Source organism: Myxococcus faecalis (genome assembly GCF_050039385.1).
GTDB classification, from domain to species: Bacteria; Myxococcota; Myxococcia; order Myxococcales; family Myxococcaceae; genus Myxococcus; species Myxococcus fulvus.
Genome location: NZ_CP144336.1, coordinates 10,785,522 through 10,811,957 on the forward strand (window position 1 = coordinate 10,785,522; position 26,436 = coordinate 10,811,957).

18 protein-coding genes are annotated in these 26,436 nt (G+C 69.6%); 11 read left to right on the top strand and 7 right to left on the bottom strand.

What is annotated here, in order from left to right:
• Positions 1 to 25 precede the first annotated feature (25 nt).
• Together VZQ01_RS42630 and VZQ01_RS42635 are read left to right on the top strand one after the other, a co-directional pair.
• Positions 26 to 1,309 (top strand): sensor histidine kinase, encoded by a 1,284-nt coding sequence (locus VZQ01_RS42630; RefSeq protein ID WP_046713561.1) that lies wholly within the window; start codon positions 26 to 28, stop codon positions 1,307 to 1,309.
• A complete protein-coding gene (locus VZQ01_RS42635) occupies positions 1,306 to 2,091 on the top strand; it encodes a response regulator (protein ID WP_223749933.1) in 786 nt (261 codons plus the stop codon). The genes VZQ01_RS42630 and VZQ01_RS42635 overlap by 4 nt, the downstream gene beginning before the upstream one ends.
• A gap of 69 nt (positions 2,092 to 2,160) precedes the next feature.
• Here the strand turns inward: VZQ01_RS42635 and VZQ01_RS42640 are convergent, their stop codons facing one another.
• On the bottom strand, positions 2,161 to 3,402 hold the full coding sequence (locus VZQ01_RS42640) for a glycoside hydrolase 5 family protein (protein ID WP_426746513.1): 1,242 nt from the start codon (positions 3,400 to 3,402) through the stop codon (positions 2,161 to 2,163).
• A 39-nt stretch (positions 3,403 to 3,441) separates the two neighbouring features.
• Here VZQ01_RS42640 and VZQ01_RS42645 point away from each other — a divergent pair, with 39 nt between their 5' ends.
• Together VZQ01_RS42645 and VZQ01_RS42650 are read left to right on the top strand one after the other, a co-directional pair.
• Positions 3,442 to 4,323: an ABC transporter ATP-binding protein gene (locus tag VZQ01_RS42645; protein ID WP_267696339.1), complete on the top strand. Its 882-nt coding sequence runs from the start codon at positions 3,442 to 3,444 to the stop codon at positions 4,321 to 4,323.
• Position 4,324: 1 nt separating this feature from the next.
• Positions 4,325 to 7,927 carry an ABC transporter permease/M1 family aminopeptidase gene (locus VZQ01_RS42650; RefSeq protein ID WP_426746514.1) on the top strand — a complete coding sequence of 1,201 codons (3,603 nt, stop codon included), beginning with the start codon at positions 4,325 to 4,327 and terminating at the stop codon, positions 7,925 to 7,927.
• A gap of 21 nt (positions 7,928 to 7,948) precedes the next feature.
• On the opposite strand, the gene VZQ01_RS42655 is transcribed toward VZQ01_RS42650, so the two are convergent.
• Positions 7,949 to 8,482 carry a DUF2378 family protein gene (locus VZQ01_RS42655; protein ID WP_141325060.1) on the bottom strand — a complete coding sequence of 178 codons (534 nt, stop codon included), beginning with the start codon at positions 8,480 to 8,482 and terminating at the stop codon, positions 7,949 to 7,951.
• Positions 8,483 to 8,540: 58 nt separating this feature from the next.
• The gene (locus VZQ01_RS42660) at positions 8,541 to 9,641 is read right to left on the bottom strand and encodes an ankyrin repeat domain-containing protein (protein WP_223784424.1); all 1,101 of its coding nucleotides are present in this window, start codon (positions 9,639 to 9,641) and stop codon (positions 8,541 to 8,543) included.
• Between the two features lie 239 nt (positions 9,642 to 9,880).
• On the opposite strand from VZQ01_RS42660, the gene VZQ01_RS42665 reads away from it, so the two are divergent.
• The 5 genes from VZQ01_RS42665 (at position 9,881) to VZQ01_RS42685 (ending at position 18,831) form a co-directional block, all read left to right on the top strand.
• Positions 9,881 to 11,743: a methylmalonyl-CoA mutase family protein gene (locus VZQ01_RS42665; RefSeq protein ID WP_426746515.1), complete on the top strand. Its 1,863-nt coding sequence runs from the start codon at positions 9,881 to 9,883 to the stop codon at positions 11,741 to 11,743.
• Positions 11,743 to 13,932 (top strand): methylmalonyl-CoA mutase, encoded by a 2,190-nt coding sequence (gene scpA, locus VZQ01_RS42670; RefSeq protein ID WP_426746516.1) that lies wholly within the window; start codon positions 11,743 to 11,745, stop codon positions 13,930 to 13,932. The genes VZQ01_RS42665 and scpA overlap by 1 nt, the downstream gene beginning before the upstream one ends.
• Positions 13,929 to 14,912, top strand: coding sequence for a methylmalonyl Co-A mutase-associated GTPase MeaB (gene meaB, locus VZQ01_RS42675; RefSeq protein WP_223749941.1), 984 nt, complete (start codon positions 13,929 to 13,931; stop codon positions 14,910 to 14,912). The genes scpA and meaB overlap by 4 nt, the downstream gene beginning before the upstream one ends.
• 75 nt (positions 14,913 to 14,987) lie before the next feature.
• Entirely contained in the window at positions 14,988 to 18,455 is a 3,468-nt protein-coding gene (locus VZQ01_RS42680; protein WP_426746517.1) for a methylmalonyl-CoA mutase family protein, read from the top strand.
• A 67-nt stretch (positions 18,456 to 18,522) separates the two neighbouring features.
• Positions 18,523 to 18,831 (top strand): hypothetical protein, encoded by a 309-nt coding sequence (locus VZQ01_RS42685; protein ID WP_426746518.1) that lies wholly within the window; start codon positions 18,523 to 18,525, stop codon positions 18,829 to 18,831.
• 18 nt (positions 18,832 to 18,849) lie between these two features.
• Here the strand turns inward: VZQ01_RS42685 and VZQ01_RS42690 are convergent, their stop codons facing one another.
• Positions 18,850 to 19,476: a TetR/AcrR family transcriptional regulator gene (locus VZQ01_RS42690; protein WP_223749942.1), complete on the bottom strand. Its 627-nt coding sequence runs from the start codon at positions 19,474 to 19,476 to the stop codon at positions 18,850 to 18,852.
• 62 nt (positions 19,477 to 19,538) lie between these two features.
• On the opposite strand from VZQ01_RS42690, the gene VZQ01_RS42695 reads away from it, so the two are divergent.
• Together VZQ01_RS42695 and VZQ01_RS42700 are read left to right on the top strand one after the other, a co-directional pair.
• Positions 19,539 to 19,964 carry a PaaI family thioesterase gene (locus VZQ01_RS42695; RefSeq protein WP_426746519.1) on the top strand — a complete coding sequence of 142 codons (426 nt, stop codon included), beginning with the start codon at positions 19,539 to 19,541 and terminating at the stop codon, positions 19,962 to 19,964.
• Positions 19,961 to 20,494: a pyridoxamine 5'-phosphate oxidase family protein gene (locus VZQ01_RS42700; protein ID WP_408890542.1), complete on the top strand. Its 534-nt coding sequence runs from the start codon at positions 19,961 to 19,963 to the stop codon at positions 20,492 to 20,494. Before VZQ01_RS42695 ends, VZQ01_RS42700 begins: the two co-directional genes overlap by 4 nt.
• A 225-nt stretch (positions 20,495 to 20,719) precedes the next feature.
• On the opposite strand, the gene VZQ01_RS42705 is transcribed toward VZQ01_RS42700, so the two are convergent.
• From VZQ01_RS42705 to VZQ01_RS42715, 3 genes are all read right to left on the bottom strand, one after another.
• Positions 20,720 to 22,204 (bottom strand): DEAD/DEAH box helicase, encoded by a 1,485-nt coding sequence (locus tag VZQ01_RS42705; protein WP_267696345.1) that lies wholly within the window; start codon positions 22,202 to 22,204, stop codon positions 20,720 to 20,722.
• Between the two features lie 390 nt (positions 22,205 to 22,594).
• Positions 22,595 to 24,703, bottom strand: a complete 2,109-nt coding sequence (gene fusA / locus VZQ01_RS42710) for an elongation factor G (protein WP_426746520.1) — start codon at positions 24,701 to 24,703, stop codon at positions 22,595 to 22,597.
• A gap of 466 nt (positions 24,704 to 25,169) precedes the next feature.
• Positions 25,170 to 26,366, bottom strand: a complete 1,197-nt coding sequence (locus VZQ01_RS42715; RefSeq protein WP_223749947.1) for a cyclic nucleotide-binding domain-containing protein — start codon at positions 26,364 to 26,366, stop codon at positions 25,170 to 25,172.
• Positions 26,367 to 26,436 lie beyond the last annotated feature (70 nt).

A 26,436-nucleotide genomic window follows, 5' to 3' on the forward strand; every position in this document is an offset into this window, starting at 1 on the left:
GCGGCTCTCGTAAGCTGCCGGCCCAATGGATTCGAATCTCGCCCTGGGCGAGGAGACCCCGGCCAATGACCTGCGTGCGCGCGTGCGCGAGGTCCTCTCGCGCCGCAAGCTGACGGACAGCGTCTCCACGGAGCAGGCCACCGCGTCCTGGGAGCAGGACCGGTTCGTCGCCCGGGCCCGCGCCCTCTTCTACGCCCGCATGATGTTCCTCACGCTGGGACTGCTCATCCTGGCGGTGCCCACGTGGAGCGGCTACTTCGGCCTCACCGGAGCCCTCTCCTTCCTGGGCTACTTCACGATGCTGCTCTACAGCGTCGCGAACCTGCTGGTCATCGACCACCCCAAGGCCGGCCGCTGGGTGACGTACACCACGCTGTGCCTGGACCTGGTCATCCTCGTGGTGCTCATCGCCAAGCCCCAGGTGGGCGGCGGTCTGCAGAGCCCGCTGCTCGCCACCCAGCTGCTCTTCACCACGCTGTTCTCCATCCTCTACCCCAAGCCGCTCGCCATCCTCCCGCCGCTGCTCGCGCTGCCGATCACGACGCGGCTGGACCTGCTGCTCAACCGCAACGTGACGGCGGTGGAGCTGCTCACGCTGCTCTGGTACCTGGCGCTCAACTTCATCATCGTCTACGTGCTCGTATACCTGAACGAGCGCGAGGCCGCGGCCCACCGCGAGGTCGTCGCGCTCCAGGGGGACCTCAAGGAGCTGGCCGTCGTCGAGGAGCGCAACCGCCTGGCGCGGGAGATCCACGACGGCCTGGGCGCGTCGCTCTCCTCGATGATCATCCAGGCCGAGTACATCCTGAACCTCGCGCGCGAGGACGGGCTGCGCGAGGAGATCCGCGAGCTGAAGGCCACCGCGGAGGAGTCCATCGACGAGCTGCGGCGCAACCTGCGGATGATGCGCGAGGACTTCGAGCTGTCGCAGGGCCTGGAGGACTACGCCAAGACGTTCCAGGAGCGCACGGGCCTGCCCATCCGCTTCGAGCGCACGGGCGCGCAGCGCAAGCTGTCCCCCGACGTGCAGCTGGCCCTCTTCCGCATCCTGCAGGAGTGCCTCTCCAACGCGGTGAAGCACGCCGAGCCGAAGCTCGTGCAGGTGAAGCTCGACTACGGCGAGGACCGCGTGCACCTCATCGTCCAGGATGACGGCAAGGGCTTCGACCCGAAGCACACGCCGCGGGGCCACTACGGCCTGCTCAACATGCGCGAGCGCGCCATGAAGCTCGGTGGTCAGCTCATCGTCGATTCGTCACCCGGCTCGGGCGCCCAGGTGGCCTTCTCCCTTCCCTGCCCCCCGACATGACCGGAGCCCCCGTGGACGCCCCGCAGCCTCCCTCCACTCCCGCGCAGCCGCCCATCCGCGTGTTCGTCGTCGAGGACCAGACCAAGATCCTCAAGAACCAGCTGCGCCTCTTCGAGGGCCACCCGGAGATCGACATCGTCGGCACCGCGCTGTCCGGCGAGGCCGCGCTGGAGGACGTGCCCCGGCTGATGCCGGACGTGCTGCTGCTCGACCTCGGCCTGCCGCGCATGAGCGGCATCGACGTCACGCGGGAGATCAAGGCCGTCTACCCGAAGATGGAGATCCTCATCTTCACCATCTTCGACGAGGAGGACAAAGTGCTGGAGGCCGTGAAGGCGGGCGCCTCCGGCTACATGCTCAAGGGCTCTCCGGTCGACAAGATCATCGAGGCCATCAAGGAGGTCCGCGCGGGGGGCACCGTCATCCAGCCCAACCTGGCCCGCAGGCTCCTGCGGCACTTCCGCGTGGAGCCGGACGCCACGCCCGTCCCCTCCGAGCCGCTGGCCGCCGCCCCCGCCGCCCCGCGTCCGGAGGCCCCCGCGCCCACGCCCGCCGAGAGCGCCTCCGCCGAGGAGCCGCTGCTCAAGCCCCTGTCGGACCGCGAGCGCGAGATCCTCCAGCTCATCGCCAAGGGCGTCTCCAACAGCGAGGCCGCCCGGCTCCTCAACCTCAGCAAGGCCACCATCCGCACGCACCTGGAGCACATCTACCGGAAGCTCGAGGTGACCAACCGCGTCGAGGCCGTCACCGAGGGCATCCGCAAGGGCCTCATCTCCGTCTGAGCCGTCGCGAATCCACAGTGGCCCGTGGCCCGGAGTGGCGCGAAGCGCGCCGCACCGGGCCTTCGTGCGTCAGGGCCTCGTCGAACCCGCGGCCTCGATGACCAGGTCCGCGTAGCGGTTCAAGGGGTCATCGGGCGAGGTGCCGTCGCGGAAGTAGAAGGTGTGGTCATCCCACGCGTCGGGTCGGGCGTCGTTGGCGAACATCCACAGCGCGCCGCCGCCCACGCCCACGCCGCGCATGCACTCCAGCCAGCCGCGATACAGCGCGCGACGCTGGGACAAATCCAGATCCCCCGCGTTGCGCAGGCCCAGCTCCCCCACCAGCAGCGGCTTGCCCAGGCCGTGCGCGATGGCCGCGTGCTCGCGAATCCACCGGGCCCCCGCCTCCGCCGTGCCCGCGCCATCCAGCCCCCACGACTCCGGATAGAAGTGCACCGACGCGAAGTCGATGTACGGCGACGCCGTGTTGCGCGTGAAGCTGGAGCCCGGCGTGCGCAGCATCGTCGTCCCCACGCGGGACCAGTAGGCGCCGTCGTACCCTTCCGATGAGGGCTCGAAGCCCTCCTCGCCCGTGCCCACCAGGTGCCCCGGGGCTCGCGACTTCACCTCGCGCGCCATCTCGTCGACCCACGCGCGCAGCTTCTCGCCGCGCGCATCCAGCCCCCGCCCCCGAGGCTCGTTGAGCAGCTCCCACGCCAGCACCGCCGGATGGTCGCCGTAGCGGATGCCGTCCTCGGTGTTCACCCGCTCCAACGTCCGCGCCAGGTGCTCCTTGTAGAGCGCCCGGACGACGGGCTCGGTGAAGAAGCGCGGGTCCCCCTGCACCGGGTTCGGCAGCCCCGCCCAGCTCACGTACTGGCGCGTGCCGCCATAGGCATCCCAGTAGTTGCCCAGCGTGAGCACCAGCCGGACCCCATGCACCCGGGCCCGGGCGAGCACGCGGTCCAGCCCTCGCAGGGCGACCTCGTCGTATTGGAGCGGCGCGACCTGGATGGTGCTGTCCCCCACCTTCTCCGGCGCCTCGTTGTGCCCGTTGGTCCGGAGCGCCACGACGCCCATCGCGGCGGCCTTGGCGAACACCTCCTCGACGATGGGTGATTCGGACAGGCCCCGGCGCACATCGCGCGCGGCCTCCTCCTGGAGGAAGTAGGCGTTGAGCACCATGCTCGTCGCGGGCAGCCGCCCCAGCCGCTGCGGTGGAGCGCTCCCACAGTCGGCCGCCGCGGCCTCGAGCATCACGGGCTCTCCCTCGCCACACGCGCACAGCAGGAAGAGGGGCGTGAGACACAGGAGCCAGCGCCGTGAAGACATGGAGCCCATGGTAACGGATGGGCTAGGTTGATGCCCGACATGGAGCTCCGACTCGAAGGCGTGTCCAAGACGTACCCCAACGGTACGCGTGCGTTGAACGACGTCACCCTCACCATCCCGCGCGGGATGTTCGGGCTGCTGGGGCCCAACGGCGCTGGAAAGTCGACGCTCATGCGCTCCATCGCCACGCTGCAGGACGTGGACGGTGGGACGATGACCTTCGACGGCATCGACGTGCGACGTGACAAGGACCGGCTGCGCGACGTGCTCGGCTTCCTGCCGCAGGACTTCGGCGTATACCCGAAGGTGACGGCCTGGGACATGCTGGACCACCTGGCGCAGCTCAAGGGCCTGGCCCAGCGGCGCGCGCGCCACGACGCGGTGAAGGCGCTGCTCACCAAGGTGAACCTGTGGGAGCACCGCGACCGCAGGCTCGGCGGCTTCTCCGGCGGCATGAAGCAGCGCTTCGGCATCGCCCAGGCGCTGCTCGGAGACCCCAAGCTGCTCATCGTCGACGAGCCCACCGCGGGCCTGGACCCCGCCGAGCGCTTCCGCTTCCACAACCTGCTGGCGGAGATCAGCTCGGACGTGGTGGTGCTGCTGTCCACGCACATCGTGTCGGACGTGGCGGACCTCTGTCAGGACATGGCCGTGCTGGCGCAGGGCCGCGTGGTGGCGAGCGGCCACCCGCTGAAGCTGGTGGACCAGCTGCGAGGCCGGGTGTGGAAGCGCTTCGTCACGAGCCAGGAGGAACTCGACGCGCTGTCGAAGCAGCTGGAGGTCATCGCCGTGCGGCGCGTGGCGGGACAGCGACTGGTGCACGTACACGCCCCGAGCGCGCCCGAGGGCTTCGAGGCGGCGAGCCCCGACCTGGAGGACGTCTACTTCCACGCGCTGTCCGGCGCGTCGAAGGCGGCGTGACATGTTCAGCGCACTCGTGACCTTCGAGCTGCGTCGCCGGGTCAAGATGATCTCGACCTGGGTGTACGCGGCGGTGCTCGCCGGCGCCGGCCTGTTGCTGATGCTGGCGACCGGCGGCGTCTTCAGGAACATCAGCGCCAGCTCCGGCGCCGAGCGCGTGCTGGCCAACAGCCCGTACACGCTCTTCAACTTCATCACCGTGCTGGGCCTGTTCGCCCTCCTCATGGTGGCGGCCGTCTTCGGCCAGGCCGCATACCAGGACTTCGGCCACGGCACGTGGATGCTCATCTTCACGAAGAACGTGAAGAAGGTGCCGTATCTGCTGGGCCGCTTCCTCGGCGCGTTCGTCTTCAGCGCGGTGCTGATGTTGTCCATCATCCCGGGCCTGCTGGTGGGCGCCGGCGTCGTGTGGCTCATCGACAAGACCCAGCTGGCGCCCCACCAGTCCCTCGCCTACCTGTGGCCGTACGTGGTGGGCGTATGGCCCACGCTGTTCTTCGCGGGCACGGTGTTCTTCTCACTGGCCGCGCTCACGCGCCGCATGGCCCCCGTGTACGTGGGCGTCGTCGTGCTGGTGCTGGGCTACCTGGCGCTCAGCTCCGCCATGTCCGACGTGGCCAACCGGCCGCTGGGCTCCATCCTGGACCCGTTCGGGTTCATCACCGTCGACAACGTGACGCGCTACTGGACCCCCGCCGAGCGCAACCGCGACCTGATTCCGTTCAGCGGGGTGCTGCTCGTCAACCGGCTGTTGTGGTCCACCGTGGGCGCGCTGCTGTTGGGCCTCACGGTGCTGCGCTTCCGGCCCGAGGTGGAGGAGCACCGCGGTGGCCGCGCGACGAAGGCGGAGGAGGCGCCCCAGGCGCCCGTGGGCATCCCCACCACTCGGGCCGCGCCGACCTTTGGCAGCTGGGCGCGCACGGCCGCGGCGTCCGCGTGGCTGGCCTTCCGGGACGTGCTGCGCTCGCCGGTGTACTGGTCCTTCGTGGTGGCGGGGCTCATCTTCGTCACGCTGGGCGCGCTGGTGTCCAAGCAGCTCTACGGCACCTCGACGTGGCCCGTGACGTGGCAGGCGCTGGAGGTGGCGACGGGCACCTTCAAGCCCTTCGTGCTCATCACCCTCACCTTCTACGCCGGTGAGCTGGTGTGGAAGGAGCGCGACGCGGGCCTGGGCGACATCGTGGACGCGACGCGGGCCCCGACGTGGGTGGGCTATGCGTCCAAGCTCGGCGCGCTGCTGCTCGTGGTGCTCTCGCTCAAGGTGGTAGTCGCGCTCGCGGTGCTCATCACGCAGGTGAGCCGGGGCTTCTTCCAGATCGAGTGGGGCCTGTACTTCACGGACATCGTCCTGGTGGACTTCACGCACGAGGTGCTCCTGTGCGTGCTGGCCTTCTTCGCGCAGGTGCTCATCCACCAGAAGTACCTGGCGTACCTGGTCATGGTCATCCACTTCGCCTCGCAGGCCGCGCTGGGCCTGTTCGGCGTGGAGGACCGGCTGGTGCGCTACGGCTCGGACACGGGCGTGCTGTACTCGGACATGAACGGCTACGGCCACTTCGTGTCCAACCTCGTGTGGTTCCGCCTGTACTGGTACGCGCTCGCGGTGCTGCTCGTCGCGGTGGGCTACCTGCTCATCGTGCGGGGACGCACCACGCGGTGGAAGGAGCGGCTGCGCGAGGCGCGGGCCCGACAGAGCTGGGCGTGGACGGCCGGCGCCAGCGTGGCGCTGCTGGCGTTCCTGGGGCTGGGCGGCTTCATCACGTACCAGACCCGCGTGGTCAACCCGTTCGTCACCGAGAAGGACATGGAGCGCGCGCGGGCCCGCTATGAGAAGGAGTACAAGTCCTTCCTCGCCCTGCCCCACCCGCGCGTGACGGACGTGGACGTGACGTTCCACATCCATCCGGAGGAGCAGCGGCTGGAGGCGCTCGGCACCTACCGGCTGCGCAACAAGACGCAGGAGCCCATCGCCAAGGTGCTGCTCGACATGCCCACCGACGTGCGCGTGCGCAAGCTGAGCCTCGCGGGCGCCGAGCGCACGGAGCCCACGGACCGGGAGCTGGGCCTGTTCGTCCTGGAGCTGCCCACGCCGCTGGCCCCGGGCGCGGAGGCCGAGCTGGTCTTCGACCTGGAGTTCCACGCGAAGCGCCTGAAGCACGGGGCAGCGCGCACGGACATCGTGAGCAACGGCACCTTCTTCAACAGCGGCAACCTGCCGACGCTCGGCTACCAGGAGGACTCGGAGCTGTCCGAGGACAAGGACCGCAAGGAGTACGGGCTCGCGCCCAAGGAGCGGCTGCCGGACCGGGATGACCCGAAGGCGCTGGCGAACAACTACATCACGCCCGACGCGGACTTCGTCTCCTTCCAGGCCACGGTGAGCACGTCGCCGGACCAGATCGCCATCGCCCCGGGCTACCTGGAGAAGGAGTGGACCGTGGGGGACCGGCGCTTCTTCCGCTACAAGATGGACCAGCCCATCCTGAAGTTCTACTCGGTGCTGTCCGCGCGCTACGAGGTGATGCGCGACACGTGGAAGGGCGTGGCGCTGGAGATCTACCACCACCCCACGCACACGTACGTGCTGGACCGGATGATGCGCGGCATGAAGGACGCGCTGGCGTACTGCTCGGAGAACTTCGGGCCGTACCAGCACCGCCAGGCGCGCATCCTGGAGTTCCCCCGCTACGGGAGCTTCGCGCAGTCGTTCCCCAACACGATTCCGTACTCGGAGGCGGTGGGCTTCATCGCCCGCGTGCGCGACGGAAGCCCGGACGACGTCGACTACCCGTACTACATCACCGCGCATGAGATCGCCCATCAGTGGTGGGCGCACCAGGTGGTGGGCGGGCGCGCGCAGGGTGCCACGATGACGTCGGAGACGATGGCGCAGTACGCCGCGCTGATGGTGATGAAGCACCGCTTCGGCGCGACGAAGATGAAGCGCTTCCTCAAGTTCGAGCTGGACAGCTACCTGATGGGCCGCGCGATGGAGCGCAAGAAGGAGGTGCCCCTGTCGCGGGTGGAGAACCAGCCGTACATCCACTACCAGAAGGGCAGCCTCGCCATGTACGCGCTGCAGGACTTCATCGGCGAGGAGCGCGTCAACCGCGCGTTGAAGCGCTACGTGGAGAAGGTCCGCTTCCAGGGGCCTCCGTACACGGGCTCCGCGGAGCTGATCGGCTTCCTGCGCGAGGAGACGCCGCCGGAGTACCAGTACCTGCTGGAGGACCTCTTCGAGACCATCACCCTCTACGACAACCGGGCGGTGTCCGCGACGATGCGCCAGAACGCGCAGGGCGGCTGGGACGTCACGCTCAAGGTCCTCGCGAAGAAGTTCCGCAGTGACGACAAGGGCGAGCAGACGGAGCTGAAGTTCTCCGACTGGGTGGACGTGGGCGCGCTCGACGAGGACGGCAACGCGGTGTTCCTGGAGAAGCGCCAGGTGAGCCAGGGTGAATCCGAGCTGAGCTTCACGGTGCCGGTGAAGCCCGTGGAGGTCGGTATCGATCCGCTCAACAAGCTCATCGACCGCACGTCACAGGACAACGTGACGGAGCCCACGGAGGGCGCAGCCGTGGCGCTGGGCACACCCCAGCCTTGAGCCCGGAGTGCCCCGGGGGCTTCACCAGCGAAGACGCAGGTCGAAGCCCTCGGTGCCCTCGTAGCGCTCCACCTCCACGGTGGCCGTGGAGGCGCCCGCCTGCTTCAGCGCGACCTCACACGTGCCCGCGGCGGCCTCGGCGGGGAAGACGTAGCCGCGGAACTTCGCGCGCCAGACCTGCGGACCCAGGTTCTCCACCGTGATGTCCACCGGCTCCATCACCGAGCTGAAGCTGAGCGCCACGCGCTTCATCGCCCGCTCGGGTCCCGCCACCTTCAGCGCCATGCCCACCACGCGGCCCACCAGCGTGTCGAAGTACTTGCGGACCAGGTCTCGCCCCAGCTCTCGCTGAGCGGCCTTCGGCGCGAGCCCCGCGTACGTCGTGCGCAGCGCCACCGCCTGACACGCGGCGAACACGGACGCGGGATAGGTGGCGCGAGGCCGGTCCACGTCGTAGCCCGCCGCGAGGAGCTCGGCGCGCTGGGCCGAGTCGGGGTTCATGCAGCGAATCAGCGACTCGAACAACGTGGACTGGACTTTGACTTCAGTCGGCATTCGGGCCGTCACCCTAGGGGCAATCGCATCATCCGGTCATGACGCGTTGGTTCAAGCACTAGGAGTCAACGCGCTCCTGGACCTCGAAATGCCCCGCCTTGACGACATGCTGTTTCACCACGAGCTTCGGGGTGCGCAGGGTGCCCCGGACCTCGAGCGCGTAGTCGTTGTTCCTCGCCTCGACGAGGGAGGCGTCCAGGTCGCCGCCGATGATGACGGGCCCCTCGGTGTGGAAGCTCTCGCACTGGAAGGAGCCCCCGACGAACAGCGAGGCTCCGACAGGGTTGGCGGCCTTGCCCTTCACCGTCAGGTTGCCCGTCACCAGGAGCGACTTCACGGTGAGCGGACCGTTGAGCTCCAGGTCTCCGTGGTGGGCATGGGAGTCCTTGGAGAGCTTCTTCACCGACTTGTTCTTGGGCGCCTCGGCGCTGACGGCCTGGATGAGGCCGATGGCGGCGAAGACCAGGTCGGGGTTCATGGAGGAGCGGTCCTCGATACCCGCGTAGAGTTCCTCCAGCGAGACGGCGTGGGCCTCCACGAAGACAGCTTCCATGATGCCGCGGAGCATCTCCCAGGACGCTGCGCCGACACCCGCGGGCGGCTCGCTGGAGAGGTACTTCATCACCTTCTCCTCGGAGAGACCCTTGAGCTTCTTGGGCGGCGGCGGGCGCTGGTCCTTGGTGGGCAGCAGCAGTTGCACCAGCATGGCCGGGACACCGCGGCTGTGACGCGAGCTCCGGGCGATGCGCAGCGCGCTGCTGCCGAACGGTGAAGGGGTCCGCGGGTCCACGCCCTGCTCGATGATGAAGCGCACGACGCGGTCCGCGCCGAACTCCGCCGCGCGGTGCAGCGGCATCTCGTTGCCATGGGCCACGCGAATGTCCGCGCCGTGGGCCATGAGCAGTTGGATGAGCGCCACGTTGTTCTGCGTGACGGCGGTCAGGAGCGGCGTGTGGTGATTCTGGTCCGCGAAGTCCAGGCTCAGCCCCGAGGCGAGCACCTGACGGATCTCCTCGAGCGTGACCTCGTTCTCCGCCTGCTCCTTCGCCAGTCGCCGCTCGTAGTCAGCCGGGTCCCAGGGCCGGATGTGGTCCTCGATGAAGTTGTGGCTCTGGACCTTCCTGATGAGCTTCAGCAACTCGTACTGTTGTTCCGTCATGGCGCGCGTACCCGGTGGATCGTCTGGGGCAGCATTCTCGCGCCTCGCGGGTGAAAGCAACCCCTGCCCGCCCGGAGCCCCACCGGCCCATGACTCCCGGCTTGTTGACACCCCGGCGGCCGGGGCGATGCCAACAAGGCCCTCCCCCGCTCACCGCCATTGAACGGGCGCGTTTTTGCGCCTATGGGACGGGGACGGCCGCCCTGTCATCGGCCACATCCCCCCCGCGAGGACACAGCATGTCGCAGGTGCCTCTTCACATCGCCGCCGAGTTCCCGGCCCGCACTCTCGAGGAGTGGCGCCGGCTGGTGGACAAGGACCTGAAGGGCAAGCCCTTCACGGTACTCCAGTCGCCGCTGGAAGGTGGACTGGCGCTCCAGCCCCTCTACGCGCAGGCGGACACGGCCGCGCCACAGCCGCCAGGCGTCGCCCCCTATGTCCGGGGCACCCAGCCCCTGGGCCACACCGAGGGTGGCTGGCTGCTGTGCCAGGAGTACTCCGAGCCGGACGTCACGCTCGCCGCCGAGGCCCTCCGCACGGACCTGGAGCGAGGCACCCAGGGAGTCTGGCTCTGCCTGGGCGAGGCCCATGGCATCCCGGTGAAGGACGAGGCCACGCTGGCCCGACTGCTGGCCCACGTGCCGCTGGACCGGACTCCCGTGCACCTGGAGCCGGACTCGGCGCCGCTCGCCACGGCGTCCCTGCTGATGGCCGTGGCCGACAAGGCGGGCGTCAAGCCGAGCGGCTCGCTGGGCATCGACCCCTTGGGCATCCTCGCTCGCACCGGCGCGCTGCCGGAGGGCGTGGCGGCGGTGCTCGCGGAGGCCGCGCCGCTCGTCACGTCGCGGGCCCAGAGCGCGCCGGAGCTGCGGGTGCTGCTGGTGTCGACGCGGGCCTACGCGGACGCGGGGGCCACGTCGGTGCACGAGCTGGCGTGGGCCATGGCCACGGGTGTGGAGTACCTGCGCGGAATGGAGCGCGCGGGCGTGGCGGTGGACGTGGCGGCGCGCTCGGTGCAGTTCGCGCTGTCCGTCGGCGGCCAGTTCTTCCCGGAGATCGCCAAGCTGCGCGCCGCGCGGCTGTTGTGGGCCAAGGTCGTGGCCGCGTCGGGTGGCCCGCCCGAGGCGCAGGCGATGCGGCTGCACGCGCGCACCGCCATCGGCACGAAGACGCAGAGAGACCCGTGGGTGAACATCCTGCGCGCCACGGCCGAGTCCTTCGCCGCCGTGGTCGCGGGCGCGGACAGTGTCAGCACCTCCCCGTTCGACGAGCCGCTCGGCACGCCGGACGAGGGCTCGCGCAGGCTCGCGCGCAACACGCAGCTCATCCTGCGCGACGAGTCGAGCCTCAACCGCGTCGCGGACCCCGCGGGCGGCAGCTACTACCTGGAGCAGCTCACCTCGGAGCTGGCGCGCGCGGCGTGGACGGAGCTGCAGCGCATCGAATCGCTCGGCGGCCTGGAGAAGGCGCTGGCCCAGGGCGACATCGCGAAGGTGCTCGCGGAGACGCGGGCCGCGCGTGAGAAGGCCGTGCGCAGCCGCAAGCAGCCCATCGTGGGCGTGAGCGAGTTCCCCTTCCTGGGCGAGGCGCCCGTGCGCCGCGAGGCCCGGACACGGAGCACCGTCGCGAGCAGCGAGGGACTGAAGCCCACGCGCATCGCGGAGCCCTTCGAGTCCTTGCGTGACGCGAGCGACCGGTACGTCGCGGCCCACGGACAGCGGCCCACCGCGTTCCTGGCGAGCCTGGGCACGGTGGCCGAGCACACGGCGCGCTCCACGTGGGTGGTCAACGCGCTGGCGGCCGGCGGCATCGAGTCGAAGGAGAAGCACGGCTTCGCGGACCCGGCGGCGGTGGTGACGGCCTTCGCCGAGTCGGGCGCGACGCTCGCGGTCATCTCCGGTCCGGACGCGATGTATCCCGAGTGGGTGCCCGCGCTGACGGCGGCGCTGAAGGCGAAGGGCGCGCGCACGGTGGCGGTGGCGGGACGCCCTGGTGAGCACGAAGCCGCCTTCCGCGCGGCCGGCGTGGACCTGTTCATCTTCGCGGGAGCGGACCTGTTCGCGCTCCTGAACTCGCTGCACGCGCAGCTCGGAGTGGCCTGATGAGTCCCCACGTCCCGAACTTCTCCGGCATCGCCTTCGATGCGCCGGAGACCCTGCCGACCGCCGCCGCGCTCGAGGCGCAGCGCGAGAAGGCCCGCGCCACGCTGAAGGACGCCGAGCACTGGGACACGCCCGAGGGCATCCCCGTCAAGGCGGTGTACACGCCCGAGGACCTGGCGGACGTCGAGCACCTGGGCTCGCTGCCGGGCCTGCCGCCCTTCGTGCGCGGCCCCTACTCCACCATGTACGTGCAGCAGCCGTGGACGGTGCGCCAGTACGCGGGCTTCTCCACGGCCGAGGCGTCCAACGCCTTCTACCGCCGCAACCTCGCGGCCGGACAGAAGGGTTTGTCCATCGCCTTCGACCTGGCCACGCACCGGGGCTACGACAGCGACCATCCGCGCGTCGCCGGTGACGTGGGCATGGCGGGCGTGGCCATCGACTCCATCAAGGACATGCGCATCCTGTTCGACCGCATCCCGCTCGACCAGATGAGCGTGTCGATGACGATGAACGGCGCGGTGCTGCCCATCCTGGCGCTCTACGTGGTGGCGGCCGAGGAGCAGGGCGTCAAGCCGGAGCAGCTCAGCGGGACCATCCAGAACGACATCCTCAAGGAGTTCATGGTCCGCAACACGTACATCTACCCGCCGGGCCCGTCGATGCGCATCATCGGCGACATCTTCCGCTTCACCGCGGAGAAGATGCCGCGATTCAACAGCATCAGCATCAGCGGCTACCACATGCAGGAGGCCGGAGCGACGCAGGACCTGGAGCTCGGCTACACCCTGGCGGACGGTGTGGAGTACGTGCGCGCGGGGCTCGCGGCGGGACTGGGCGTGGACGCGTTCGCGCCGCGCCTGTCGTTCTTCTGGGCCATCGGCATGAACTTCTTCATGGAGGTGGCGAAGATGCGCGCGGCCCGGATGATCTGGGCCCGGCTCATCAAGGGCTTCAGCCCCAAGAGCGACAAGAGCCTGGCGCTGCGCACCCACTCGCAGACCTCCGGCTGGAGCCTCACCGCGCAGGACGTGTTCAACAACGTGGTGCGCACGTGCGTGGAGGCCATGGCCGCGACGCAGGGCCACACGCAGAGCCTGCACACCAACTCGCTCGACGAGGCCATCGCCCTCCCCACGGACTTCAGCGCGCGCATCGCCCGCAACACGCAGCTGTATCTCCAGCTGGAGAGCGGCACCACGCGCGTCATCGACCCGTGGGGCGGCAGCTACTACGTGGAGCGGCTCACGCACGAGCTGGCGCAGAAGGCGTGGGGACACATCCAGGAGGTCGAGGCGCTGGGCGGCATGACGAAGGCCATCGAGGCGGGGCTGCCCAAGCTGCGCATCGAGGAGGCCGCGGCCCGCACGCAGGCGCGCATCGACTCCGGCCGTCAGGCCATCATCGGCGTGAACAAGTACCCGCCCGAGCGTCCCGACAACATCGAGATCCTCAAGGTGGACAACTCCGCGGTGCGCGAGGCGCAGATCGCCCGGCTCAAGGAGCTGCGCGCGGAGCGCAACGCGGACGACGTGCGCCGCAAGCTGGAGGCGCTCACCGAGGCGGGCCGGCGCAACGAGGGGAATCTCCTGGCGCTCGCCATCGACGCGGCGCGCGCGAAGGCGACGGTGGGAGAGATCAGCGACGCGCTCGAGAAGGTCTTCGGGCGCTACGAAGCCACGGTGAGGAGCGTGTCCGGCGTGTACTCGAGCGAAGCGGGCAAGGACGCCCAGGGCATCACCGAGGCCCGCGCCGCGGCGGACGCGTTCCTCGCGCGCTTCGGCCGCCGGCCTCGCATCCTCATCGCGAAGATGGGCCAGGACGGGCATGACCGAGGACAGAAGGTCATCGCCACCGCGTTCGCGGACCTGGGCTTCGACGTGGACATCGGCCCGCTGTTCCAGACGCCCGAGGAGTCCGCGCGCCAGGCCGTGGAGAACGACGTGCACGTGGTGGGGGCCAGCTCGCTGGCGGCCGGACACCTGACGCTGGTGCCGCAGCTCAAGCGCGCGTTGAGAGAGCTGGGCCGCGAGGACATCATGGTCGTCGTGGGCGGCGTCATCCCCGCGCAGGACTACGACGAGCTGCGCGCCGCGGGCGCCGCCGCCATCTTCGGCCCCGGCACGGTCATCTCGAAGGCGGCCCTGGAGCTGCTGGAGAAGCTGACGGCGGCGCAGGAGGAGGCGTGAAGCAGCTGACGGTGGACGCCTACGTGGACGGCGTCCGCTCGGCGGATCGCTCCGTGCTCGCGCGCGCCATCACCCTGGTGGAGAGCGGACATCCGCGCCACCAGGCGCTCGCGCAGGAGGTCCTCACCCGGCTGCTCCCCTTCACGGGCGGCAGCCGGCGCATCGGTATCAGCGGTGTTCCCGGCGTGGGCAAGAGCACCTTCATCGACGCGCTGGGGATGCACCTGGTGGGCGCGGGACGGCGCGTGGCGGTGCTCGCCATCGACCCGTCGAGCACCATCTCCGGCGGCAGCATCCTGGGCGACAAGACGCGCATGGCCCGGCTGTCGCGCGAGGCGGCCGCGTACATCCGCCCCAGTCCGTCCAGCGGCACGCTGGGCGGGGTCGCGCGCAAGACGCGGGAGACGCTGCTGTTGTGCGAGGCGGCGGGCTTCGACGTGGTGCTGGTGGAGACGGTGGGCGTGGGCCAGTCGGAGACGGTGGTCGCCGACATGGTGGACTTCTACCTGGTGCTGATGCTCGCGGGCGCGGGCGACGAGCTGCAGGGCATCAAGCGCGGCATCCTCGAGGTGGCGGACATGCTCGCCATCAACAAGGCGGACGGCGACAACCTGCCGAGGGCCGAGCGGGCCCGCTCCGAGCTGCGCGCCGCGCTCCACCTGATGCGTCCGGGCAACGAGCCCGTGGTCACCACGTGCAGCGCGCTGGAGGGCCAGGGCATCGGCAAGCTGTGGGAGGCACTGGAGGCGCAGGTGGGCAAGCGCGTGGCCTCCGGGACACTGGAGCAGCGACGGCGCGCGCAGCAGGTGGGCTGGATGTGGTCCATGGTGCAGGACGGTCTGCGAGCGGCCCTGCATGCGAACCCCACGGTGGCCGCCCTGGTGCCGGTGCTGGAGGCGGAGGTCCGCGAGGGACGCGCCACGCCGACGTCCGCCGCACTGCGGGTGCTGGAATCCTTCCTCCCGACATCGAGGGCTTGACAGTCCGCGTCGAGCCCCGGCGGGCCCCGCTTCAATCGCTTGCCCGACATCCACCGCGCTCCTACTGTACGCGCCGTGCGAAACGTCCAGTTGACCCCGGTCCCCGGGCCCTACAAGCCGCGATTCCACGTGCGAATCGTGACGGCCGCCTCCCTGTTCGACGGGCACGACGCGGCCATCAACGTCATGCGCCGCCTGATGCAGGCCTCGGGCGCCGAAATCATCCACCTGGGACACAACCGCTCGGTCGCGGAGATCGTCGACTGCGCCATCCAGGAGGACGCGCAGGGCATCGCGATCACCTCGTACCAGGGCGGTCACGTCGAGTTCTTCAAGTACATGATCGACCTGCTGAAGCAGCGCGGGGCGAACATCAAGGTCTTCGGCGGTGGCGGCGGCACCATCCTGCCGACGGAGATCGAAGAGCTGCACGCGTACGGCGTCACCCGCATCTACTCCCCAGATGACGGGCGGGCCATGGGCCTGCAGGGGATGATCGACCACCTCATCCAGGAGTGTGACTTCGAGAAGCGCCCGGCGGACTTCGCGCCGACGGCGGCGGCGATGCCGGTGCGCGAGCCGATGAAGATCGCCTCGCTCATCACCATCGCGGAGAACTTCGCGTCGGTGGGAGACCAGCTCCGCGACGCGATGACGAAGCTCAGCTCGAAGCAGCCGCGCGTGCCCGTGCTGGGCATCACCGGCACCGGCGGCGCGGGCAAGTCCAGCCTCGTTGACGAGCTGGTGCGGCGCTTCCTCGCGGACTTCCCGGACAAGACGCTGGCGGTGCTGTCGGTGGACCCGTCGAAGCGCAAGTCGGGCGGCGCGCTGCTCGGCGACCGCATCCGGATGAACGCCATCGACAACCCGCGCGTGTACATGCGCTCCATGGCGACGCGGCAGAGCAACCTCGCGCTGTCCAAGCACGTGGGCGACTCCATCGAGGTGTGCAAGGCTGCGGGCTTCGACCTCATCGTGGTGGAGACCTCCGGCATCGGTCAGTCCGACACCGAGATCACCGAGCACTCGGACGTGTCGCTCTACGTGATGACGGCCGAGTACGGCGCGGCGACGCAGCTCGAGAAGATCGACATGCTCGACTTCGCGGACGTCATCGCCATCAACAAGTTCGACAAGCGCGGCTCGCTGGACGCGCTGCGCGACGTGCGCAAGCAGTGGAAGCGCAACCACAACGCCTTCACCACGGCGGATGACGCGGTGCCCGTGCACGGCACCATCGCGTCGCAGTTCAACGACCCGGGGATGAACCAGCTCTACCGCGCCATCATGGACGCGGTGGTGAAGAAGACGGGCGCCCCGCTCCAGTCGCACCTGGCCCAGACGCCGGGCATGAGCGAGAAGAAGTGGATCATCCCGCCCGAGCGCACCCGCTACCTCGCGGAGATCGTCGAGACGTGCGAGGCGTATGACGGGTTCGCCCGCGCGCAGGCGGCCATCGCCCGGCGGATGTACCAGCTCCACGGCACCATCGAGGCGCTGCGGCAGAACGTCGGCAAGAAGCGGCTGGAGATCGTCGAGCCGAAGGACGCGTCCGACGTGGTGCACGTCACCGAGCGCGTCGAGGGCGAGCCCGCGTACCTGAGCGAGCTGGTGGAGCTGTACAAGGACCTGGAGTCGCGGCTGGACCCCGATTGCCGCCGGCTCCTGAGCGAGTGGCCCGCGACGAAGCGGCGCTACGCGGCGTCCAAGTACCAGTACCAGGTGCGCGACAAGGTCATCGAGCTGGACCTGTTCACCGAGTCGCTGTCGCACCTGCGCATCCCGAAGATCGCCCTGCCCCGCTACGAGGACTGGGGTGACATCCTGATGTGGCTCCTGCGCGAGAACGCGCCCGGCGCGTTCCCGTTCACCGCGGGCGTCTTCCCGCTCAAGCGCGAGGGCGAGGACCCGGCGCGCATGTTCGCCGGCGAGGGCGGCCCGGAGCGCACCAACAAGCGCTTCCACTACGTGTCGCGCGGACTGCCGGCCAAGCGCCTGTCCACGGCGTTCGACTCGGTGACGCTGTACGGCGAGGACCCGGACCACCGGCCGGACATCTACGGCAAGGTCGGCAACTCAGGCGTGTCCATCGCCAACGTCGACGACGCGAAGAAGCTCTACTCGGGCTTCGACCTGGCGGACCCGACGACGTCGGTGTCGATGACCATCAACGGCCCCGCGCCGATGCTGCTCGGGTTCTTCCTGAACGCGGCGGTGGACCAGCAGTGCGAGAAGTGGATCCGCGCCAACAACAAGGTGGAGGAGGTCGAGCAGAAGATCGACGCGCTCTACCAGAAGCGTGGCGTGCCGCGTCCGCGCTACCAGGGTGAGCTGCCGCAGGGAAATGACGGGCTGGGGCTCTTGCTGCTCGGCGTGTCCGGCGACGAGGTGCTGCCGCGCGAGGTGTACGAGAAGATCCGCGCGTCGACGCTCCAGCAGGTGCGCGGCACGGTGCAGGCGGACATCCTGAAGGAGGACCAGGCGCAGAACACCTGCATCTTCTCCACGGAGTTCGCGCTGCGGCTGATGGGCGACATCCAGCAGTACTTCACCGACAAGAAGGTGCGGAACTTCTACTCGGTGTCCATCTCCGGCTACCACATCGCGGAGGCCGGGGCGAACCCCATCTCCCAGCTGGCCTTCACACTGGCCAATGGCTTCACCTTCGTCGAGTACTACCTGTCGCGCGGGATGGACATCGACGACTTCGCGCCCAACCTCTCGTTCTTCTTCTCGAACGGGATGGACCCCGAGTACACGGTGCTCGGCCGCGTGGCGCGCCGCATCTGGGCCAAGGCCATCCGCGACAAGTACGGCGGCAATGACCGCTCGCAGAAGCTGAAGTACCACATCCAGACGTCAGGCCGGTCGCTGCACGCGCAGGAGATCGCCTTCAACGACATCCGCACCACGCTGCAGGCACTGCTGGCGTTGAACGACAACTGCAACTCGCTGCACACCAACGCCTACGACGAGGCCATCACCACGCCCACCGAGGAGAGCGTGCGGCGCGCGCTGGCCATCCAGCTCATCATCAACAAGGAGTTCGGCCTGTCGAAGAACGAGAACCCCAACCAGGGCTCGTTCATCGTCGAGGAGCTGACGGACCTGGTGGAGGCCGCGGTGCTCACCGAGTTCCGCGCCATCTCCGAGCGCGGCGGCGTGCTGGGCGCGATGGAGCGCATGTACCAGCGCTCCAAGATCCAAGAGGAGTCGCTGTACTACGAGACGCTGAAGCACGACGGCTCGCTGCCCATCATCGGGGTGAACACGTTCCTGGACCCGAAGGGCTCGCCCACCGTGACGCCGCCGGAGGTGATTCGCGCGACGAAGGAGGAGAAGGACTACTCCATCACCTCGCGCGACGCGTTCTGGAAGCGCAACGCGGACGTGGCTCCCGCCGCGCTGGAGGCCGTGAAGCGCGCGGCGCTCGACAACGGCAACATCTTCGCCGCGCTGATGGACGCCTGTAAGGTCTGCACGCTCGGGCAGATCTCCCGCGCCCTGTACGAGGTCGGCGGGCAGTACCGGCGGAACATGTAGTCTGTCAGCGCGCTGAGCGCCCCACGTCTCCTCGAGGAACTTCTCGAGGAGACGTGACATGGGATGGATGACGGACGCACTTCAGGCGCTGACACAAGGCAAGGACATCACCGTACGCCCCAGGGGTGGCTCGATGCGCGGAGTCATCGAGGACAACCAGCCCGTGACGCTGGCTCCGGTGAATCCGTTGGAGGTGCGCGCGGGAGATGTCGTCTTCGTGCGCTGGAAGGGCGGCGCGCTGCTCCACCTGGTCAAGGACGCCACGCCCGAGCGCGTCTTGATTGGCAACGCGCTGGGGAGGCTCAACGGGTGGGCACGGCGCTCCGATGTGCTCGGACGGGTGGCCCGGATTCATCCGCGGACCTCCGGGCCTTGAGGCTCGGAGCCGCGTGACTCAAGGTCGTCGCGGTGTCGCCCCACCCTTCCGTGCGCTCGTGGGGCGCTTTTCGACGGACTGCCAGGCCGCACGGGCCAGGACGGGTATCGCGGTGCGCGGGTCGGTCTTCGTCCTGCCAGCGAGCCACTCCCGGAGCATCTCCTGCGCCGGTCCCCGGAGGATGGCGAGGAAGAGCTCGAAGGGCATCTCGTCGAACGTGCCGTCGCGGACGTGGCCCTGCCACCAGTCCTTGAGCTGACGGAAGAAGCCCTTGTTCTGCTCGCGGATGCGCGTCTCCGCCGCTGTGACGGCGGCTCCACTTCGAGCCTCCACCAGGAAGCGGGCGGCGTCGGGACGCGACAGGGACCAGTCCAGGTGGTGGCGCACCAGCGCCTCGATGCCCTCGCGCGCGCCGGGATGCTGCTCCAGTTCCTTCAAGAGGCCCGTCTGGTACTCGCCGAGCACCTCCAGGTAGAGGGCGGCCGCGATGGCCTCCTTGCTCTCGAACAGGTGGTAGATGCTCCCCGTGCTGGCCCCGGAGCGCTCTCGGATGGCCGCCATCGTCGTGCCCTCCACGCCTCGCTCCAGGAAGCACTCGAGCGCCGCCTTGAGGACCTCTTCTCTCCGGTGACCCGGGTTGCGCATGGCCGCACCCTACATTAGAACATCATTCTAGAACGATGTTCTAGTCAGCCCGGGAGGGCACCGTGGACTCACTCATGGAGATTGGGCAGCAGCTCCTCGCCAGGCAGGGCTTCAGCAACCTGATGGGGACCCGGCTGACGCGGTTGACGAAGGGCGAGGTGGAGCTCGAACTGCCCATGCGCCCGGATCTGCGCCAGCAGTATGGCTTCGCGCACGGCGGCGTCCTGAGCTACCTGGCCGACAACGCGCTCACGTTCGCCGGTGGCACCGCGATGCTCGACGTGCCCATCATCACGTCGGAGTTCAAGATCAACTACGTGCGGCCGGCGCTCGGCCATCAGCTCGTCGCCAGGGCTCGCGCGGTGCACACGGGACGACGACAGTCGGTGTGCCAGTGCGAGATCTTCGCGGTCGACGACCAGGGGGAGACGCTGGTCGCCGTGGCGCAGGGCACCATCGTCGTGATGGGGAGCAGCAAGGAGTCATGAGCGCCCTGGCACCTGCTGACCTCGGCACCACCCTGCCCCGGGATATCGGGGAGCAGTGGACTCGAACGCGCCAGCTGTTCTCGCGGGCCTTCACCAGCTCGCTCCACTTCTCCATCGCGACCGTCGATGAGGATGGAGCACCCCATGTCACGCCCATCGGCTCCGTGCTGCTGGGTGAACCTGGCCGTGGGGTGTTCTTCGAGGTCTTCACCCGACGGCTCTCGAGGAATCTCGCGCGCGATGCGCGGCTGAGCATCCTCGCCGTGGACAGCGGCAGGGGGTTCTGGCTCCGCTCGCTGTTCAGGGGACACTTCGCGCGGGCGCCCGCCGTGCGACTCGTCGGCCGCGTCCTCGGGTCGCCCCGTCGCGCCACGAACGAGGAGCAGCAGCGCTTCGCGAGACGGGTGAGCGCGGTCCGATGGATGAAGGGGCATGACCTGCTGTGGGGCCGACTCGAGTTCGTCCGCGACTTCGCGGTCGAACGAATCGAGCCCGTTCACCTCGGCGGGATGACGGCCCACCTCGAGTAGGCAGGTCCGGCCCGAACCCGACAACCGCCGAGCCCTGCGCGCGGACTCAAGCGTGAGTCCGTGCCGCCCCCAGGCTCAGCGTCGAGGCTCGAAGGCGATAGCGCCACGAGCGCTCGCACCGTTGCACGAGGAGGCGCCTCCAGCGCGATGACGCGGGAGGCGACGTTCCACGCGGGCACCCGTCGCCCCTCAGGAAGGAGTCACGGATGCCACGGAGCCACTACCTCACAGCCACTTCGGCGCTTCGCGACGCGCGGGAGGCGCGTCAGCGGGCTTCGACGGCCCCGCGGAGGCCGCGGGCCTGGGCGAGGAGCCACCCGGTCCACGCGGCGCCTGCGCATTGCCACGGTTCGGACCCGAGCCACCCGGACGCGCCGAGCGATTGCCGCCCTCGGACCGACCCTGGCCACCGCCGCCACCGCGGCCCCCCCGACGACGACGCGAGGCACCACCGGGCGCGTTGCCACCCCGGCCACCACCGCCGCCCTGCCCGCCTCGCGCCTGCGCGCCAGGATTCGGACCGCGCGACACCGGCGCCTCCACCGTGGCCGAGGCCCCGGGACGCGGCGGCGCCATGCCCGAGCGGTACGGATGGTCCTCCACCACCGGCACGCTGCGCCGGATGGTCCGCTCGATGTCGCGCAGGTACGCGCGCTCCTCACCGTCGCAGAAGGACACCGCGGTGCCCGTCGCACCCGCCCGGCCCGTGCGGCCGATGCGGTGCACGTACTGCTCCGGCACGTTCGGCAGGTCGTAGTTGACGACGAAGCTCAGCCCGTCGATGTCGATGCCGCGCGCCGCGATGTCCGTGGCCACCAACACGCGCAGCGTCCCGGAGCGGAACTCGTCCAGCGCGCGCTCACGCGCGTTCTGGCTCTTGTTGCCGTGAATCGCCGCGGCCGTCACACCCGAGCCCTCGAGCTGCTTGGCCACGCGGTTCGCGCCGTGCTTGGTGCGCGTGAAGACCAGCGCCCGCGAGATCTTTCCGTCCTTCAGCAGGTGCGTCAGCAGGCCGCGCTTCTGCTCGCGCTCCACGAAGTACACCTGCTGCGCCACCGTCTCCGCGGTGCTGGAGACAGGCGTCACCTCCACGCGCACCGGGTCCGTCAGCAGGTTGCGCGACAGGTCCACGATCTCAGGCGGCATCGTCGCGCTGAAGAACAGCGTCTGACGCTTCGCCGGCAGCGCCTTGATGACCTTGCGCACGTCGTGGATGAACCCCATGTCCAGCATGCGGTCCGCCTCGTCGAGCACGAACACCTCGAGCGAGCGCAGGGACACGTAGCCCTGGTCCATCAAATCCAACAGACGGCCCGGCGTCGCCACCAGCACGTCCAGGCCCCGCTGGAGCGACTGCACCTGCGCCGCCTGCCCCACGCCGCCGAAGATGACCGCGTGCTTGAGCGGCAGGTTCTTGCCGTACGTCATGAAGCTCTCGCCCACCTGACCGGCGAGCTCGCGCGTCGGGGTGAGCACCAGGCAACGAATCGGTCGGTGCCCGCCCGCGGGCGCCTTCGCGGACAGCCGCTGGAGGATGGGCAGCGCGAACGCCGCCGTCTTCCCCGTGCCCGTCTGCGCCACGCCGAGGACGTCCTTGCCCAGCAACGCGTGGGGAATCGCCTTCGCCTGGATGGGCGTGGGGGTGGTGTAGCCCTCCGCCTTGACCGCGCGCAGGAGGGTGTCGTGAAGCTGCAGTTCGTCGAAAGTCATGTCTTCCTGGGAAACAGTGAGCTCACCGCCTTGCGGTGGTGAGCAAGCCCGCGCAGCGCGCTCTTCCGACCCATGCCGGAGGCGCCTGGCGGTGCGCGGCCGGACCTCACTGGGTCCGGACCACTCGGGGAACGTCAGGGAACAGGGAGGCTGACCCACCCATTCCGACGTCTTGGCGCGAGACCCTGCCCGCTCCCCGGGCCAAAGTCCCGCGGAATCAACGGCGGGGTGTACGTTTTGCGCCACTCCCCTCGGGGGCGCCAGGACGCCCGCCGGGTCTCCTGTCTGACGAGAAGGCTCGCGGCTTGTACCCACGTACAAGCAAGCGAAATCGCTCGCGCTCGAAAACAACGAGACCCCGGGCCGATACGAGCCCCGGGGCCTCCTGCATCATGCGTGAGTCACGGCCAAGGACGGCTGGAGCGCGTCCGGCAGAGGCTCGTACTCACCCAGGCGCATGCTCGCCTGGGCCCTGCCTTGAGTCCGACCACGCAGGCTCGTCACGTAGCCGAAGAGGCTGGCCATGGGGACGCGCGCAGAGACGACTCGCGCGTTGCCCCGCTCCTCCATCCCCAACACCCTGCCCCGCCGCGCGGCGAGGTCACCCAGCACGTCGCCCAGGTACGCCTCGGGCGTCGTCACCTCCACCGCCATCACGGGCTCGAGCACCCGCACGCCAGCGGCCCTCACCGCCTCCTGCAGCGCCAGGGAGCCGGCCGTGGAGAACGCCTGGGGCGTGGAGTCGCGCACGTGCGTGTCTCCATCCACCAGCCGGACCTCCACGTCCACGAGCGCCACGCCGTCGCGCACGCCCTTCTCCATGGCCCCCGCCACGCCCTTCTGGATGGCCGGCACCAGCTCCCTCGGGATGGAGCCACCCTTCGTGTCGTCCACGAACACGAGCCCCGCGCCCCGCGCCGCCGGAGCCACGTCCAGCACCACGTACGCATACTGACCGGGCCCGCCCGATTGACGGACGTGGCGGTACTCCTGGCGCACCGCGCGCTGGAGCGTGTCGCGGTAGGCCACCTTGGGCTGTCCCACGCGCGCCTCCACGCCGTACTCCGTCCTCAAGCGGTCCACGACGACCTCCAGGTGAAGCTCACCCATTCCGGACAGCAGCACCTGGCCACTCTCCGGGTCCACGCCCACGCGCAGCGACGGATCCTCCGCCGCCAGACGATGCAGGCCCTCCTCCAGCTTCGGCAGTTCCGCCGGTGACTTCGCCTCCACGGCCAGGTGAACCACGGGCTCCGGGAAGCCGAGCGACTCGAGCACCACGGGGGCCTCCAGGTCGCTCAGCGTGTCTCCGGTGCGCACGCCCTTCAGGCCGAGCGCCGCGGCGATGTCTCCCGCATGGACCTCCTCCACCTCCTCCCGGCGATTGGCATGCATGAACATCAGCCGGCCCACCCGTTCCCGCTTGCCGGTGGCGGAGTTGAGCAGGACGGTGCCCGCGCGCAGCGTGCCCGAGTACACGCGCAGGAAGACGATGTTCCCCACGTTCTTGTCACTCATCATCTTGAACGCCAGCGCGGCCGGAGGACTGTCGTCCGCGGGCTCACGCGTGGTCCGCTGCTCCGTGCCGTACACGGAGCCCTCCACCGCCGGCAGGTCCGACGGCGCGGGCAGGTAGTCGACGACGGCGTCCAGCAGCATCTGCACTCCCTTCTTCTTGAACGCCGCACCGGCGAGCACCGGCACCAGCACGCGCGACAGCGTCCCCGCGCGCAACGCACGCACGAGCTCCGCCTCGCCAATCTCCTCCAGCCGTCCGTCCACGAACTTCTCCATCACCGCGTCGTCCAGGTCCGCCGCGGCCTCGATGAGCCGCAGCCGCCAGCGCTCCACCTCCGCGCGCGCCTCCTCGGGAATGGGGATGCCATCGCGGTACTCACCGCCGTCGCCGTCGAAGAGGACCGTCTTCATCCGGACCAGGTCCACCAGCCCCTGGAACTCAGCGCCCGCGCCCATGAGCGGCCACTGCACCGCCACCGGGCGAGCGCCCAGCCGCTCCCGGATGGACTCCAGGCTCATGACGAAGTCCGCGCCCACCTTGTCCATCTTGTTGATGAACGCGATGCGCGGGACGCCGTAGCGGTCCGCCTGACGCCACACGGCCTCGGACTGGGGCTCCACGCCCTGGCTCGCGTCGAACACGGCCACCGCGCCATCCAGCACGCGCAGGGAGCGCTCCACCTCGATGGTGAAGTCCACGTGTCCCGGCGTGTCCAGGATGTTGATGCGGTGGGGCAAACCCGCCGAGGGCCCCGTGCGAGGAGACCAGAACGCGGTGGTGGCCGCGGAGGTGATGGTGATGCCGCGCTGCTTCTCCTGCGGCAGCCAGTCCATCTCCGTGGAGCCGTCGTGCACCTCGCCCGTGGAGTGGATGCGACCGGTGAAGAACAGGACGCGCTCGGTGAGCGTCGTCTTGCCCGCGTCGATGTGCGCCATGATGCCGATGTTGCGATACCGCTCGATGCGAGTGCTGCGAGGCATGAAGGACTCCCGTTCCCGTCGGGCAGCGAGGCCCGCGGGGGGTGATGAAGTGAGGAGCCGGTTGGTGATGGACGACGGACGAGGCGCCGTCGAGGTGCCCGTCCACGCGCGACGCGCCGGAGGGGCGTGAGAGCCCGCTCAGGGACGCATGGAACGAAGGCACACGACGGCCCTCATCGAGCCAGGGCGGAACCGGACTTCACGACACACGGGAACCAGCAAACCCGCGCGCCGGAAGGACTCCGGCCCGCCTGCTCAAATGTCGAGCAGAACCTCGTGACGGGGGGCAAGGCACACGTCCGCCGCCGGCGCGGGGACGCGCATCAGCAGGGCTGTGAAGGAGACGGGCCTCATGATGGGATTGAGATAAAGCAGACGACTGTGATTGTCAATTCGCCCCAGGGCACGCGCGTCCAGGCGGGCACGCGCAACGTCCCAGGGCGCAAGGCATCGCGAGCCTGCGCCGTCAGGTGCTGAGGGCCCGCACGCGCGCGGCGAGGTTCTGCGTGAACAGCCGGAAGATGCGCAGCGCGGCGCCCTCGTGCGTGTCCAGGTAGTGCTGGAAGCCCGCCCGGGTGATGCGCAGCGCGCGCACCGACGTGCGCGCCTTCACCCGCGCCGATACGGGCGCGTCCTGGACCAGGGAGATCTCCCCCAGGTAGGCCCCCGGCCCCAGCGTGTTGAGCCGGCGCGCGTCGTCCTCCGTGCCGGTGTAGACATCCACGGTGCCCTCCAGCAGCACGAAGAGGCCCACGCCCGCCGCGCCCTTCTCCAGCATGACGGCGCCCGCCGGGATGAGGACCTGGCGCGCCACGCGGTAGAGGTCCTTCATGTCCTCCAGCGACAGCTCGCCGAAGATGGGGATGGCCTTGAGGTAGTTGTACCCGTTGGCCTCCGGCGACGAGCTCTGCGCGGGGAGCCGGGCGATGACGGCCTCTGCCTCCGCGTCCATGCCCATGCGGCGCAGCAGCCGCGCCTTCTCCGCGGCCAGCGCCGGGTCTCCACGCGCCGTCTCCGAGGCGCGCAGCGTGTCCGCGAGCAGCGCCAGCGCCCGACGCGTGAAGCCCTCCGCGTCCAGCAGCATGCACATGCGCAGCACCGACTCGATGTGGCGCGCGTCCCCCGCGGGCACGCACCCCAGCGCCTCCACCTCCGCGTGGGGCTGGCCCAGCTCGCGATACAGGAGCGCGCCCTCGTGCGGACGCCCCAGGCGGACCAGGCAGTGCGCCACCTGCTCGCGCGAGCCGAGCCCCCGGTACACCTCCAGGGCCCGCTCCAGCGCGCCACCCCGCTCGAAGGCCGCGGCCGCGCGCTCCGGCTCACCCGCGCGCAGGAAGGCCTCCGCCGCGTCCACGTACTGTCCGCCCTGGACGTAGAGCGCCGCCATCCGCGACTCCTCGCCACAGCCCTGCAACAGCCGCGCGGCGCCCGCGAAGTCACGCGCCCACGACAGGACCTCCGACAGTTGCTGGCGCTCTCGCGCGGGGGCCAGCGCCGCGTCCCGCAGCAGCCGCTCGCGCTGGGCCGCGCTCAGCTCTTCATAGAGCCGGGCGGCCGTCGCGGCGGACTCCAGCCCCATCAGGGCCTGCAGCGCCTGGAGCGTTCCCTCCGCCCCGGCCTTCTCCCCATTACCCTCGACCACTTCCGACTCGGAACCCGACATTGCGTCCCCCTCGCCGGAGGATGAAACCCCCAAGTCGGGACTCCTCCTCGGACGACCCGACTCCCCGGCA